This is a genomic window from Pseudomonas sp. LG1E9 (assembly GCF_003290225.1).
Taxonomy (GTDB): Bacteria; Pseudomonadota; Gammaproteobacteria; order Pseudomonadales; family Pseudomonadaceae; genus Aquipseudomonas; species Aquipseudomonas cyclaminis.
This window is the reverse complement of record NZ_CP029983.1, coordinates 6,066,234-6,080,916: the sequence shown is the minus strand read 5'-3', so window position 1 is coordinate 6,080,916 and position 14,683 is coordinate 6,066,234. Positions and strand designations below refer to the sequence as shown.

14 protein-coding genes are annotated in these 14,683 nt (G+C 62.0%); 11 read left to right on the top strand and 3 right to left on the bottom strand.

Going from position 1 to position 14,683, the window contains the following annotated elements:
• The first annotated feature begins 1 nt into the window (after window position 1).
• The 4 genes from DNK50_RS27845 (at window position 2) to DNK50_RS27830 (ending at window position 3,663) form a co-directional block, all read left to right on the top strand.
• Entirely contained in the window at window positions 2-1,321 is a 1,320-nt protein-coding gene (locus tag DNK50_RS27845) for an HlyD family type I secretion periplasmic adaptor subunit (RefSeq protein ID WP_371929535.1), read from the top strand.
• Window positions 1,318-2,634, top strand: a complete 1,317-nt coding sequence (locus tag DNK50_RS27840; RefSeq protein ID WP_112196808.1) for a TolC family outer membrane protein — start codon at window positions 1,318-1,320, stop codon at window positions 2,632-2,634. Before DNK50_RS27845 ends, DNK50_RS27840 begins: the two co-directional genes overlap by 4 nt.
• Before the next feature lie 136 nt (window positions 2,635-2,770).
• Entirely contained in the window at window positions 2,771-3,199 is a 429-nt protein-coding gene (locus DNK50_RS27835; RefSeq protein ID WP_112196807.1) for a DUF4160 domain-containing protein, read from the top strand.
• Window positions 3,196-3,663 (top strand): DUF2442 domain-containing protein, encoded by a 468-nt coding sequence (locus DNK50_RS27830; RefSeq protein ID WP_099584729.1) that lies wholly within the window; start codon window positions 3,196-3,198, stop codon window positions 3,661-3,663. Before DNK50_RS27835 ends, DNK50_RS27830 begins: the two co-directional genes overlap by 4 nt.
• Here the strand turns inward: DNK50_RS27830 and trmA are convergent.
• Window positions 3,646-4,725: a tRNA (uridine(54)-C5)-methyltransferase TrmA gene (gene trmA / locus DNK50_RS27825; RefSeq protein ID WP_099584730.1), complete on the bottom strand. Its 1,080-nt coding sequence runs from the start codon at window positions 4,723-4,725 to the stop codon at window positions 3,646-3,648. The genes DNK50_RS27830 and trmA overlap by 18 nt on opposite strands.
• The gene (locus DNK50_RS27820) at window positions 4,722-6,017 is read right to left on the bottom strand and encodes an NCS2 family permease (RefSeq protein ID WP_099584731.1); all 1,296 of its coding nucleotides are present in this window, start codon (window positions 6,015-6,017) and stop codon (window positions 4,722-4,724) included. The genes trmA and DNK50_RS27820 overlap by 4 nt, the downstream gene beginning before the upstream one ends.
• 188 nt (window positions 6,018-6,205) lie before the next feature.
• Here DNK50_RS27820 and DNK50_RS27815 point away from each other — a divergent pair, with 188 nt between their 5' ends.
• The 4 genes from DNK50_RS27815 (at window position 6,206) to DNK50_RS27800 (ending at window position 10,421) form a co-directional block, all read left to right on the top strand.
• Window positions 6,206-6,652, top strand: coding sequence for a DUF4879 domain-containing protein (locus DNK50_RS27815; RefSeq protein ID WP_112197000.1), 447 nt, complete (start codon window positions 6,206-6,208; stop codon window positions 6,650-6,652).
• 96 nt (window positions 6,653-6,748) lie between these two features.
• A complete protein-coding gene (locus DNK50_RS27810) occupies window positions 6,749-7,255 on the top strand; it encodes a (2Fe-2S)-binding protein (RefSeq protein WP_112196806.1) in 507 nt (168 codons plus the stop codon).
• Window positions 7,252-8,241: a xanthine dehydrogenase family protein subunit M gene (locus DNK50_RS27805; RefSeq protein WP_099584734.1), complete on the top strand. Its 990-nt coding sequence runs from the start codon at window positions 7,252-7,254 to the stop codon at window positions 8,239-8,241. Before DNK50_RS27810 ends, DNK50_RS27805 begins: the two co-directional genes overlap by 4 nt.
• Complete coding sequence (locus DNK50_RS27800) at window positions 8,238-10,421, top strand: xanthine dehydrogenase family protein molybdopterin-binding subunit (RefSeq protein ID WP_112196805.1); 2,184 nt, start codon at window positions 8,238-8,240, stop codon at window positions 10,419-10,421. The genes DNK50_RS27805 and DNK50_RS27800 overlap by 4 nt, the downstream gene beginning before the upstream one ends.
• Window positions 10,422-10,488: 67 nt before the next feature.
• On the opposite strand, the gene DNK50_RS27795 is transcribed toward DNK50_RS27800, so the two are convergent.
• The gene (locus DNK50_RS27795) at window positions 10,489-11,736 is read right to left on the bottom strand and encodes an MFS transporter (protein ID WP_112196804.1); all 1,248 of its coding nucleotides are present in this window, start codon (window positions 11,734-11,736) and stop codon (window positions 10,489-10,491) included.
• Between the two features lie 318 nt (window positions 11,737-12,054).
• Here DNK50_RS27795 and DNK50_RS27790 point away from each other — a divergent pair, with 318 nt between their 5' ends.
• Genes DNK50_RS27790 through DNK50_RS27780 form a run of 3 tightly spaced genes read left to right on the top strand, consistent with a single transcriptional unit; the run spans window position 12,055 to window position 14,682 of the window.
• Window positions 12,055-13,494 carry a cytochrome ubiquinol oxidase subunit I gene (locus tag DNK50_RS27790; RefSeq protein ID WP_099584737.1) on the top strand — a complete coding sequence of 480 codons (1,440 nt, stop codon included), beginning with the start codon at window positions 12,055-12,057 and terminating at the stop codon, window positions 13,492-13,494.
• 1 nt (window position 13,495) lies between these two features.
• Window positions 13,496-14,503, top strand: coding sequence for a cytochrome d ubiquinol oxidase subunit II (gene cydB, locus DNK50_RS27785; RefSeq protein ID WP_099584738.1), 1,008 nt, complete (start codon window positions 13,496-13,498; stop codon window positions 14,501-14,503).
• A gap of 11 nt (window positions 14,504-14,514) precedes the next feature.
• A complete protein-coding gene (locus DNK50_RS27780; protein ID WP_099584739.1) occupies window positions 14,515-14,682 on the top strand; it encodes a DUF2474 domain-containing protein in 168 nt (55 codons plus the stop codon).
• The last annotated feature ends 1 nt before the right edge of the window (window position 14,683 follow it).

Sequence of the window (14,683 nt, the reverse complement as noted above, 5' to 3'; positions counted from 1 at the left end):
CATGAATAAACCGGTGTTGGTCAGCGAAGCGCCCAATAACGTGCTGGCGCTGGATGACAAACAATATTCGCGCCTGGGTTGGCTGCTGGTGCTCGGCGGATTTGTCGGGTTTGTCGGCTGGGCGGCGTTGGCGCCGCTGGACAAGGGTGTGGCGGTGTCCGGCAAGGTGATGGTTTCGGGCCATCGCAAAACCGTGCAGCACCCTACCGGCGGCATCGTCGAGCGTATCGAAGTGCGCGACGGTGAGGTGGTCAACGCCGGTCAAGTGTTGCTGCGCTTGAAGGAAACCCCGTTGCGCGGGCAGATGCAGTCGCTGCGCAGCCAGTACCTGGCGTCGTTGGCCAGCGAAGCGCGGTTGAGCGCGGAAAGCGAAGGGTTTCCTGCGATCACCTTCGGCCCTGAACTGCTGAACGAACCGGAGGCGGCCGACACCCTCAAGCTGCAACGGCAACTGTTCAACAGCCGCGCCCAGTCGCTGGCCACCGAGCAGCAAGGCCTGCGCGAGACCATCGCCGGGGCCGAAGCGCAGTTGCGCGGCACGCGCGATTCCCAGGCGAGCAAGTTGCAGCAACGGGCGGCGCTCAATGAGCAACTGCAAGGCCTGCGCGCACTGGCGCGCGACGGCTACATCCCGCGCAATCGCCTGCTCGACAGCGAGCGCCTGTACGCCCAGGTAGACGGCACCATCGCCGAAGACTACGGCCGCATCGGCCAGTTGCAGCGCCAGGTGCTTGAACTGCGCTTGCGCATCCGCCAGCTCGGCGAAGACTTCCAGAAAGACCTGCGCGGCCAGTTGGCCGACACCCGCACCCGCAGCGACGACCTGCGCAATCGCCTGGCCTCGGCCGAATTCGAGCTGGCCAACAGCCTGGTACGCGCGCCCGCGTCCGGCGTGGTGGTGGGGCTGGACGTGTACACCGAAGGTGGCGTGATCAAGCCCGGCCAGGCGCTGATGGACATCGTGCCCCAGGGCGAGCCGCTGCTGGTGGAAGCACGGGTGCCGGTGCAGATGGTCGACAAAGTGCACCCCGGTTTGCCGGTGGAGTTGCTGTTCTCGGCCTTCAATCAGGCCACCACGCCACGGGTGGCGGGCGAGGTGACCTTGGTATCCGCCGACCGCCAGGTCGATGAGCGCACGGACGAGCCTTACTACACATTGCGTGCCCAGGTCAGTGCGGCGGGCATGCAACAACTCGACGGCGTACAGATCCGCCCCGGCATGCCGGTGGAAACCTTCGTCAAGACCGGTGAGCGCTCGATGCTCAACTACCTGTTCAAACCCTTGCTGGACCGCACCCATATGGCCCTGGTGGAAGAATGAAGGCGCTGCTGTTTACCCTTTGCTTGGGCTGTACACCCGCGGCGCAGGCGCTGGGTTTGCTGGATGCGTACGATCTGGCCTTGCGCAATGACCCGACCTTTCAGGCCGCCATTCAGGAGCGTGAGGCCGGTGAAGAAAATCGCGTGATCGGCCGGGCGGCGTTGCTGCCGAATCTGTCGTGGAGCTACAACAACTCTCGCAACGAATCTGAGGTGACGGCGGGTGATGTCACCAGCGACCGTGACTACCGCAGCTATGCTTCGACCCTGACCTTGCAACAACCACTGCTGGATTACGAAGCCTATGCGCGGTTTCGCCAAGGCACGGCCCAGGCGCTGATGGCGGATGAGCGCTTTCGCGGCAAGAGCCAGGAACTGGCGGTGCGGGTACTCAGCGCCTACAGCCAGGCGTTGCTGGCCCAGGAACGTATCGAACTGAGCCGCGCCCAGAAGCGCGCATTTGCCGAACGCCTGCAACTCAACGACCGCCTGCTTAAAGGTGGCGAAGGCACGCGCACCGATGTGCTGGAAACCCAGGCGCGCCTGAGCCTGGCCCAGGCCGAAGAAATCGAATCCCTGGACGCCCAGGACAGTGCCCTGCGTGAGTTGGAAGCCATTGTCGGCCAACCGCTGCAGATCGAGGCGCTGGCGCCGCTGACCCGCCAATTCGACATCCCGCCCCTGGAGCCGAACCGTTTCGAGACCTGGCGGGAAATGGCCATGGTCAACAACCCCGAGCTCAAATCCCAGCATCACGCGCTGGACGTGGCGGCCTACGAAGTGGAGCGCAAACGTGCCGGGCACCTGCCCAAGGTCAGCCTATACGCCAGCAGCCGCCAGACCAGCTCCGATTCGGAAAGCAGCTACAACCAGAAGTACGACACCAACAGCGTCGGCATCCAGGTCAGCTTGCCGCTGTTCGCCGGTGGTTCGGTGTCGGCGTCTACCCGTCAGGCAGGCAATCAGTTGAGCCAGGCCCAGTACGAACTGGACGCGCAAACCTCGGCCACCCTGGTGGAGTTGCGCAAACAGTTCAACCTCAACACCAGTGGCGCGGCGAAAGTGCGCGCCTATGAAATGGCCGTCAGCTCCGCCACGGCATTGGTCACCGCGACGAAGAAAAGCGTCAGTGGCGGCGAGCGCGTCAACCTCGACGTGCTCGACGCCGAACAACAACTGTTCACCGCCCGCCGTGACCTGGCGAATGCGCGGCATGCGTATTTGCTGGCGCGGATTCAGTTGAAGTATTACGCGGGGTTACTCAGCGAGCAGGACTTGCGGGCGTTGGCGGGGTATTTCCAGCCCTCGGCATGAGTGGTTACAACCCGGCATTCGCCGGGTTTTTTATCGTCACTAGTCTGTGAAAAAGCTCCGGAAGTTGGGAGCCGGTTGTCGGGTGCCACTGGGAAAACTGTTACCTGACAGAAAATAACCTAACGGATGGGTTACGATGAGAGTAGCGGCTTACAAGGGATATGTCATTTCGGTCTTTCTCAGGGATGAGCATTGCCCGCCTCATGTGCATGTCAGGGGCAAGGGCTGGGATGCACGCTTTCGTTTCAGTTTTCTGAATGGGGATGTGGAGTTGTGGGATGTTGAGCCTGACCGGAGGCGGCCACCCACGGCGGTTCTGAACGAGATACGCGAGGCGATGATGCAGCGGCATTACTTGGCGCGGGCCCGCAGGATGTGGTGGGAAAACCTGCAAACGGTCTGCCTGGAAAATCATTCCTGGGACTGGGACGCGGGTGAAGTGCTTCCTGGGTTGATCATTCGGCCTGGTGTCTATGTCATCGCAAACGCCTGGCATGACGTAATCGAGCAACGGACAATCTTGAATCTGGTAAGAGCACCAGATTGCGTGGGGATCAATTTATGAAAATCATAAAAGCCAAAGTCGTACCTTATGTACCGCTCACCGAAGCTGATGTCGACAAGGCAATCGCCCGTGGGCGCAAGCTCAAGCGTCTGCACGCCAACGCCAGCAATGTGCGTTACGAAGACAACTGCATCTCCATTGGCTTCAGCGACGGCAGTCGCGTCGTGCTGCCTGTGGCTGGTCTGCCGGAGTTCAAGGGGTTTTGCTTGGAGGATTTTCAGCAGTTGGAGGTCGGCTTTGGTGGCAAGGCGCTTTGCTGTGAAGCCCGGGATCTGGATGTCTCGATCACTGGCCTGATTGCCACAAGCAAGCCGTTGATGGACTTGGCCACCAGCCTGGTAGCGTCCCGCAACGGTCGCAAAAGCAGTGCTGCCAAATCCGCCGCCGCCCGAGCCAATGGCAAGAAGGGCGGCCGCCCGCGCAAGAAAGAACCCGAGGACGTGGAATTACCGCCGGGTCAATAACACCCCGGACTCCATATGGTGCGTCCACGGGAACTGGTCAAACATTGCACATTGGGTGATCCGGTGCGTGTCATGCAGTTGCGCAATGTTCGCTGCGAGTGTCTCCGGGTTGCAGGAGATGTACAGGATGTTGTCGAAGCGACGGGTCAGTTCGCAGGTGTCCGGGTCCATGCCGGCGCGGGGCGGGTCGACGAAGACGCTGCCAAATTCGTAGCTCTTCAGATCGATGCCGTGCAGGCGACGGAACGGGCGCACTTCGTTCAGTGCCTGGGTGAGCTCTTCGGCAGAGAGGCGCACCAGGGTGACGTTACCCACCGCGTTTTCATCGAGGTTGCTCAGGGCTGCATTCACCGAGGTCTTGCTGATTTCGGTGGCCAGCACTTTGCGTACGCGGGTGGCCAGCGGCAGGGTGAAGTTGCCGTTGCCGCAGTACAGCTCCAGCAGGTCATCCGGGCGATCGCCCAGTGCTTCGTATGCCCAATTGAGCATCTTCTGGTTCACTGTGCCGTTGGGCTGGGTGAAGGCGCCTTCGGGTTGGCGGTAGCTGAAGGTGCGCCCGCCCACGTCGAGTTTTTCCACCACGTAGTCGTGGCCGATCACATCGCGCTTGCCCTTGGAGCGGCCGATGATGCTCACGTTCAGGTCAGTTGCCAGCTTGTTCGCAGCCGTTTGCCAGTGCTCGTCCAGCGGGCGGTGATAGCACAGCGTGATCATCGCATCGCCGGCCAGAGTGGTGAGGAACTCCACCTGGAACAGCTTGTGGCTCAGGGCGGCACTGGCTTGCCAGGCGGCCTTGAGCTGCGGCATCAACTGGTTGATGCGCTGGCTGGCAATCGGAAATTCTTCGATCAGGATCGGCGTGCGCTTGTCGTCCTGGGAGAACATTGCGTAGTGGCGATCCCCGCCTTCGCGCCACAGGCGGAACTCCGCCCGAAGGCGGAAGTTCTGCAGCGGTGAGTCGAAGACCTGCGGCTCGGGCGCGTCGAACGGCGCCAGCAGGTCACGCAAGCGCGTGACCTTGTCTTGCAGTTGAGCGGTGTAGCTTGCGGCGTCAAAAGTCATGCGTTGAACCAGCCCAGCTTGATCACGAACAGAATCGACAGAATCACCAGCGCTGGGTTCAGCTCACGGTAGCGGCCCGAAAGCAGCTTGATGGCGGTCCAGGCGATGAAGCCGAAGGCGATGCCGTTGGCGATGGAGTATGTGAAGGGCATCGCCAGGGCGGTGATGACCACCGGCGCTGCAACGGTAATGTCATCCCAGTCGATTTCCGCCAGGCCCGAGGTCATCAGCACGGCTACGAACAGCAGCGCCGGCGCGGTGGCGTAGGCCGGAACGCTGGCAGCCAGTGGCGAGAAGAACAAGGCCAGCAGGAACAGGATCGCTACCACGATGGCGGTCAAGCCGGTACGGCCACCGGCGCTCACGCCTGCGGCCGATTCGATGTAGCTGGTGGTGGTCGAGGTACCCAGCAGCGAGCCGGCCATGGCGGCCGTGCTGTCGGCGATCAGGGCGCGGCCCATTTTCGGCATGTGGCCGTCCTTGCCCATCAGGCCGGCGCGCTTGGCGACGCCGATCAGGGTGCCGGAGTTATCGAACAGGTCCACGAACAGGAAGGCGAAGATTACGCTGACCAGGCCGATATCCAGCGCACCTTTGATATCCAGTTGCAGGAATGTCGGGGCCAGGGACGGTGGCATCGAGGTCACGCCAATGAACGGGGTGAAGCCCAGCACGATGGAGGCGATGGTGACTGCCAGGATGCCGATCAGTACCGCACCGCGTACGGCCAGGGCTTCCAGCGCAACGATCAGTACGAAGCCCAGCGTGGCGAGAATCGGTGCCGGTTGTTTCAGGTCACCCAAGCCAACCATGGTCGCCGGGTTGCTCACTACGATGCCGGCGTTGTGCAGCGCGATCAGCGCCAGGAACAGGCCGATACCGGCGGCAATCGCCGAGCGCAGGGGCAGGGGAATGGCGTTGATGATCCACTCGCGGATGCGGAAGATCGACAGCAGGAAGAACAGCACCGCCGAAATAAACACCGCACCCAGCGCCACTTGCCAGGTATGGCCCATGTGCAGCACGACGGTGTAGGTAAAGAAGGCGTTGAGGCCCATGCCCGGCGCAAGCGCAATCGGGTAGTTGGCGATCAGGCCCATGACGGTCGAACCGATGGCGGCCGCCAGGCAGGTCGCGACGAACACCGCGCCCTTGTCCATGCCGGTTTCGCCGAGGATGCTCGGGTTCACGAACAGGATGTAGGCCATGGCCAGGAATGTCGTGATGCCCGCGAGAATCTCGGTGCGCACGTTCGTGTTGTGTGCCTTGAGTTGAAACAGCTTTTCCAGCATGCCTGCTCCCTGTGACGCTATCTTGCGTCGTGATTTGTTGACCTCTAAGTCAAAGCACAAACTGCGCCAAGCGCCTTTGGTTTCAGAGAGGATCGGAAAAAGCGGCGCATCATACCAGCAGCCGAGGCTGTATGGCGCATGGCCTTGAGGCATACTGCGCCGACGTTCAATACCGGGTCATCGACAGCATGAAAAAAGCCACCGCGTGGAGTCTAGCTCTGATCCCTTGTCTCGGCCTGTGGCTGGGTGCGGCACCGGTGTGGGGCGCGACTGCACCGGCCTTGAGCGAAGTGCGCGTATTCAAGGTCGAGTCGGCCAAGTGCACCGAAACCATCCCGGAGCGCACCAGCACCACGCAGATGTGCACGCACCGTGGGCCAACCAAGGTGTCGGTGATGGAAGTGGGCCTGGGCAACAACCCTGTCGGCCTGTTCAACGGCGCGGTGCTCAATGGCCAGCGCACGCCGGTGTGCCAGGTCGGCAACGTCAGCGAGACCTGCAATGGCGCGGGCACCTTGATGGGCTACATCTATGTATTCGACCTGAATGTCGAGGCCCAAGGCTGGTTCGAATACAGCAACTCCTCGATCAATCCCCCGCGCAATACCCTGAAAACCCTGCTCAATATCCGCTGATCAATCCGCTTGAACGCTCAAAACCCCGGGAAGTCGTACCCCTGAGACGGCGACTTTCCTGAACGCCGCGGATGTACACCAACCCGTGAGGTGTTTATGAGCGCGACCCCCAATGGCGCGGCGGCCCAACCGTTCGTCGCCCACTCCATACGGTTGACCTTGAATGGTCACGATCGCCAACTGGACGTGTTGCCCTGGACTACGTTGCTGGACCTGCTGCGCGAACAACTCGACCTGGTCGGCAGCAAAAAAGGCTGCGACCACGGCCAATGCGGCGCCTGCACGGTGTTGCGCGATGGCAAACGCATTAACGCGTGCCTGACCCTGGCGGTGATGTGCGACGGTGCCGAACTGACCACCATCGAAGGCCTGGCCAACGGCGACCAGTTGCACCCCATGCAGCAAGCCTTCATCAAACACGATGCTTTCCAGTGCGGCTATTGCACCCCCGGCCAGATCTGCTCCGCCGTCGGCCTGGCCAATGAAGGCCGTGCCCACGACACCGCCCAGATCCAGGAGCTGATGAGCGGCAACCTGTGTCGCTGCGGCGCCTATACCCATATTCGCGATGCCATCAAAGACGGCCTGGGAGGTGAGCAATGAACCCCTTCCACTACAGCAAACCAGCCGACGTCCATGAGGCCGTGCACCTGGCCAGCGGCGCATCGCGCTTTATTGCGGGTGGCACCAACCTGCTGGACCTGATGAAAGAAAACATCAGCCGCCCCGAGCACCTGATCGATATCACCGGCCTGCCGCTGCATGAGATTGAAGAAACCGCCGACGGCGGCCTGCTGATCGGCGCGCTGGTGAGCAACGCCGACCTGGCCTGGCACCCGCTGATCGAAGCGCGCTACCCGCTGCTGTCCCAAGCCATTCTCGCAGGCGCTTCGCCGCAGTTGCGCAACATGGCCAGTACCGGTGGCAATCTGCTGCAACGCACCCGTTGCTACTACTTCTACGACGCCACGGTGCCGTGCAATAAACGCGAACCCGGCAGCGGCTGCCCGGCGCGTACCGGCCTGAACCGTATCCACGCCATTCTCGGCGCCAGCGCGCAGTGCGTGGCCACGCATCCGTCGGACATGTGCGTCGCCTTGGCCGCGTTGCAAGCGCGGGTGCATGTCGAAGGCCGTGGCGGCGCACGCGTCATCGAGTTCGCGGATTTCCATCGGCTGCCCGGCGATACCCCGCAGCGCGACAACCTGCTGGCTGACGATGAGCTGATCACGGCGATTGAATTGCCCGCCGACCACCTGGCGCGTCACAGCCATTATCTGAAGATTCGCGATCGTGCGTCGTACGCCTTTGCCTTGGTGTCTGTGGCCGCCGCCCTTGAATTGGACGGCGACACCATCGTCGACGCGCGTCTGGCCCTGGGTGGCGTGGCCCACAAACCCTGGCGTGACCGTGCGGTAGAAACCGCGCTGATCGGCCAGGCCGTCAGCCGCGAAACCTTCAGCAACGCCGCCGACGCGCTGCTGCAAGACGCCGAGCCACTGGAACATAACGGCTTTAAAATCAAGCTGGCGCGCCGCGCAATTATCCGTGCGCTCAGCGACGCCGCCGTCGCAGGAGAACAGCCATGACCGCTATCGGAAAACCCCTGGACCGTGTCGACGGTCTGCTCAAGGTCACGGGCCAGGCGCGGTACGCCGGTGAGTTTCGCGAGGATGGCCTGCTGCATGGCAGCGTGGTGTCCAGCACTATCGCCAAGGGCCGGGTTATCAGCATCGACGCGTCCAAGGCGTTAGCGCTGCCGGGCGTGGTGGACGTGATCCATCACCTCAACCGCCCGAAAATCGCCAGTTACGACGATGCCTTCGCGGATGCTGATGCGGCGGACGGCTCGCCATTTCGCCCGCTGTATAACGACCGCGTGCTCTACAGCGGTCAGCCCTTGGCCTTGGTCATCGCCGATAACCTGGAGTTGGCGCGGCACGCCGGCTCGCTGGTGCACATCGACTACGCGCGCGAGGACTTCGAGACCGATCTGCTCGCCCAGCAGGAACTGGCCCATCCCTCGCCGCAAACCCCGCCCAAACCCCGCGGCAACTTCCAGGCCGAATGGTCCGGCGCGGCCATCAGCCTCGATCTGCACTACAGCACGCCCATCGAACACCACAACCCGATGGAACCCCACGCCAGCACTGTGCTTTATCAGCCGGATGGCACGCTGCATATCCACGACAAGACCCAGGGCCCGCAGAACTGCCAGGCCTATGTGCAAAAAGTCTTCGGCCTGGATAAAAGCCAGGTGCGTATCTTTGCTGCATTCGTCGGTGGTGCCTTTGGCTCCGGCCTGCGCCCGCAATACCAACTGCCCTTGGCGGTGATGGCGTCCCTGGCGCTCAAGCGCTCGGTGCGGGTTACGCTGACCCGCCAGCAGATGTTCACCTTCGGCTATCGCCCGCGCACCCTGCAGCGCTTGCAGATGGGCGCCGCCGCCAACGGCCGCTTGCTGGCGCTGGGGCATACCGCGATTGGCCAGACCTCACGTTTCGAGGACTTCAGTGAACACGTGGTGGAATGGAGCGGCATGCTCTATCACTGCGACAACGTGCAACTGACCTACAAGTTGGTGCCGCTGGATGTGTTCACGCCCCTGGACATGCGCGCGCCGGGCGCCGCGTTGGGCGTGATCGGCCTGGAATGCGCGATGGATGAACTGGCCTGCGCGCTGGGCATGGACCCGGTGCAACTGCGCTTGATCAACTACGCCGAACGCAATCAGAACGAAGACAAGCCCTGGTCGAGCAAAGCCCTGCGCGAGTGCTATCACGAAGGCGCCGAGCGTTTTGGCTGGAAGCAGCGCAACCCGGAGCCGCGCAGCATGCGCGACGGCCGCCAACTGATCGGCTGGGGCATGGCCGGTGGCGTGTGGGAGGCCATGCAAATGAAGGCCAGTGCCAAGGCGCGCATCGATGCGCAGGGCAAGTTGACGGTCAGCAGTGCCACCACCGACATCGGCACCGGTACCTACACGGTGATGACCCAGATCGCGGCCCAGGCCAGCGGTGTGGCGGTCGAGGATGTGGTTTTTCTGCTCGGCGACTCTTCACTGCCTACCGCGCCGCTGCAGGGCGGCTCGTTTACCGTGTCCTCGGTGGGCACTGCCGTGCAACAAGCCTGCGAAGCGCTGACCGCCAGACTGCTGAGCATCGCCCGCCAGACTTACCCGGTATTCAAGGACGCCGAGTCCGTGCGCTTTGAGGACGGTCACCTGCACACGGGGGACGTAAGTGTGTCGCTGGCGCAGTTGGTGAAGGATAGTGGCGAAGACGCATTGGAGGTTCAGGTCGACAGCGAGCCCGACAAAAAACGCGAGGGTTACGCCACCGCGACCCATTCGGCGGTGTTCGTCGAGGTCCAGGTGGACGAAGACTTGGGCACGATCAAAGTTCGGCGTGTCGTCAGCGCGATTGCCGCCGGGCGTGTGGTCAATCCGAAAATGGCGCGCAGCCAGATTCTCGGCGGGGTGGTGTGGGGGATCGGCATGGCCCTGCATGAAGAAACCCAGATCGACCATCAACTGGGGCGCTACATGAACCACAGCCTGGCCGAATACCACATCCCGGTGAATGCCGATATCGGCGAGATTGACGTGGTGTTCGTCGAAGAACACGACGAGATCGTCAACGCCCTCGGTTCCAAAGGCGTTGGCGAGATCGGCATTGTCGGGGTGGCGGCGGCGGTGGCGAACGCGATTTACCACGCCACCGGCAAGCGAGTTCGGGAGTTTCCGATCACTCTGGACAAGGTGCTCTAAAACACACCGCATAACCCATGTGGGAGGGGGCTTGCCCCTCCCACATTGACCTTATTGCCACATCGGATCATGTGGCGGGCTTGATGCTTTCTTCCACCGGCACATGCATCCGATCCCGATTGGCCAGCGTCGGGAACAGCTTGATCCACACCCCAGTCACCACCAGCGTACCGATCCCGCCCATCACAACGGCGGGCACGGTGCCGAACCAGTGCGCCGTGATGCCGGACTCGAACTCACCCAATTGATTGGATGCGCCGATAAACAACCCATTGACCGCACTCACCCGCCCGCGCATTTCATCCGGCGTCTCCAACTGCACGAAGGAGGCGCGGATGACCATGCTGATCATGTCCGCCGCGCCCAGCACCACCAGCACCGCCAGGGAAAACCAGAACGAGGTGGACAGGCCGAACGCGATGGTGGCGACGCCGAACACGCCGACGGCGGTGAACATCACGCGGCCAACCTTGCGGTCCACCGAAAAGCGCGCCAGCCACAACGACATCAACAACGCGCCCACCGCCGGTGCCGAACGCAACAGGCCCAGGCCCCATGCGCCGGTCAGCAGGATGTCCTTGGCGAACACCGGCAACAATGCCGTGGCGCCGCCCAGCAGCACGGCGAACAGGTCCAGGGAGATGGCGCCGAGGATGTCCGGGCGGCTGCGGATAAAGCGGATGCCGGCCAGCAGCGAATCCAGGGTGGCCTTGCCTTTGTTCAGCGGGGTCTGGCGGGCGGGCAGGTTGAGGGTCAGCACGCAGGCGATGATGTACAGCACCACCGTGGGCCCATACACCCAGACACTGCCGAACGCATAGAGCAAACCGCCGAGCGCCGGGGCGACGATGGTGGCCAGTTGCTGGGCCGACTGTGAAGACGCCACCGCACGGGGGAATAGCGCGCTGGGCACGATGCTCGGCAGCAGCGCCTGGGTGGTCGGCATTTCAAAGGAACGCGCCGCACCGAGCAGGAAGGCGAGGATAAAAATCATCTCGCGGGTCACGTTGCCGGTCAGGCCGCCAATGGCGAGGGACAAGGCAATCAGCGCCTGCACGGTCTGGCAGATCGCCGCGACCTTGCGCCGCTCATAGCGATCGGCCACGTGCCCGGTGTGCAGCATGAACAGTACGCGCGGCACGAACTCCACCAGCCCGACCAATCCCAGATCCAGCACGTTGCCGGTCAGTTGGTAGAGGTTCCAGCCGATGGCCACGGTGAGCATCTGGAAGCCGCTGGCGGTGAAAATCCGTGCCAGCCAGAACGCGATGAAAGGGCGGTGATGACGCAACAGCAACACGGGTTCACTAGGCATCGGGAATTCGGGTCGAGGCGGGAGGGAGCGTCGAGATTATCATCAAGCTGTAACAAATAGTTGCAAGATCTGGGCTGAGGCAAGCTGTCACGCGGCAAAAGACCACATAACTGGACACAGAAAATGGGACTACTCTTTGAGCAATGCTTGATCCAGATCAAAACCTGCGTGGGGATTGATCTGGCGGCCGCAAGGCCAGAATCCCTACGTGGCTGGTTAAAAAAAGAAACGAATTGAAATTCGCCACACTCCATATCCGTGGGGGCAGTGGGTGCAGGCTCCCGCCAGCAGCCGGTATTACCTGACAGAGGAAGACTTATGTTCGGTTTGGAGGCGCTAGATCTCGCCCGAATTCAATTTGCGTTCACCATCTCATTCCACATCCTGTTCCCGGCGATCACCATCGGCCTGGCCAGTTACCTTGCGGTGCTGGAGGGCTTGTGGCTCAAGACCCACAACGACACCTACCGTGACCTCTACCATTTCTGGTCGAAGATCTTTGCCGTCAACTTCGGCATGGGCGTGGTCTCGGGCCTGGTGATGGCTTATCAGTTCGGCACCAACTGGAGCCGCTTCTCGGACTTCGCCGGTGCTGTCACAGGGCCACTTCTGACATACGAAGTGCTTACGGCCTTCTTCCTCGAAGCCGGTTTCCTTGGCGTGATGCTGTTCGGTTGGAACAAGGTGGGGCGCAAGCTGCACTTCTTCTCCACCGTGATGGTGGCCGTCGGTACGTTGATTTCGACGTTCTGGATCCTCGCGTCCAACAGCTGGATGCAGACGCCCCAGGGTTTTGAAATCATCGACGGCCGCGTGATTCCGACCGACTGGCTGGCGGTGATCTTCAACCCCTCGTTCCCTTACCGCCTGATGCATATGGCCACTGCAGCCTTTGTGGCGACCGCGTTCTTCGTCGGTTCTTCGGCGGCCTGGCACTTGCTGCGCGGCAAGGACAACCCGGCGATCCGCAAGATGCTCTCGATGGCCATGTGGATGGCCCTGATTGTCGCGCCTATCCAGGCGGTGATCGGTGACTTCCACGGGCTCAATACCCTGGAGCACCAGCCGGCAAAAATTGCCGCGATTGAGGGCCACTGGGAAAACAAAGGCAATGAGCCAACCCCGCTGATCCTGTTTGGCTGGCCCGACATGAAGGCCGAAAAAACCAAATACGCGGTGGAAATCCCGTACCTGGGCAGCCTGATCCTGACCCACTCGTTGGACAAACAAGTGCCGGCCCTCAAGGAGTTTCCGCCCGAGGACCGCCCCAATTCGACCATCGTGTTCTGGTCATTCCGGGTCATGGTCGGCCTGGGCTTCCTGATGATCTTCACCGGTCTGTTCAGCCTGTGGCTGCGTCGCGGCGACAAGATGTACACGTCCAGGCCGTTCCTGTACCTGGCGCTGTGGATGGGGCCGTCCGGCCTGATCGCGATTCTCGCCGGTTGGTTCACCACCGAAATCGGCCGCCAGCCGTGGGTGGTCTACGGCTTGATGCGCACGGCGGATGCCTCATCCGGGCATAGCCTGGCGCAGATGACGATTACCCTGGTGTTGTTCGTGGTGGTGTACTTCGCGCTGTTCGGCGCCGGGTTGGGCTACATGATGCGCCTGGTGCGCAAAGGGCCTCAGACCCACGAAGGCAGCGAACCGACCCATGGCGGTCCTGGCCAGAAACGCACACCGGCACGTCCGTTGTCGGCCGCCGATGACAGTGGCGATGACGACCACGCCCACATCCAGCACAAGGGGAATTGAGATGGGTATTGATCTTCCGCTGATCTGGGCCGTGATCATCATCTTCGGCATCATGATGTACGTGGTCATGGACGGTTTCGACCTGGGCATCGGCATCCTCTTTCCGTTTATCCCCGGCAAAGTCGACCGTGACGTGATGATGAACACCGTCGCCCCGGTCTGGGACGGTAACGAAACCTGGCTGGTACTCGGTGGCGCGGCGTTGTTCGGCGCGTTTCCGCTGGCCTATTCGGTGGTGTTGTCGGCGCTGTACCTGCCGTTGATCCTGATGCTGATCGGGCTGATCTTCCGTGGCGTGGCCTTCGAGTTCCGCTTCAAGGCCAAGGACCACAAGCGTCACCTGTGGGACAAGGCATTCATCGGCGGCTCGCTGGCGGCGACATTCTTCCAGGGCGTGGCGCTGGGCGCGTTTATCGACGGGATTCCGGTGGTCAATCGCCAGTTTGCCGGCGGCTCATTGGATTGGCTCACGCCCTTCACGATGTTCTGCGGCGTGGCGTTGATCGTTGCTTACGCACTGTTGGGCTGCACCTGGCTGATCATGAAGACCGAAGGCACCTTGCAGGAGAAGATGCACAACCTGGCGCGTCCATTGGCGTTTGTGGTGTTGGCGGTGATTGGCATCGTCAGTATCTGGACGCCGCTGTCGCACCCGGAAATCGCTTCGCGCTGGTTCACCCTGCCAAACCTGTTCTGGTTCCTGCCGGTGCCGATCCTGGTGCTGGTGACCATGTACGGGCTGATCCGCGCCGTGGCGCGTAACGCGCACTACACGCCGTTCCTGCTGACGCTGGTGCTGATCTTCCTCGGCTACAGCGGCCTCGGGATCAGCCTGTGGCCAAATATCATCCCGCCATCCGTGTCGATCTGGGATGCCGCCGCACCGCCGCAGAGCCAGGGCTTCATGCTGGTGGGCACGTTGTTCATCATCCCGTTCATCCTGGGCTACACCTTCTGGAGCTACTACGTGTTCCGCGGCAAGGTCACCCACGAAGACGGTTACCACTAGGAGGGCGTTGCATGTCCGGCAAACCTACGTTGCACGAGATCGAACAGGCCGAGAAACAGCCGTTGTGGCGGCGCCTGGGGTGGCTGGCGATGATCTGGACGGGCAGTGTGCTGGCCTTGTTCATCGTGGCCAGCCTGATGCGCATGTTCATGAATGCGGCCGGCCTGACCACTCACTGAC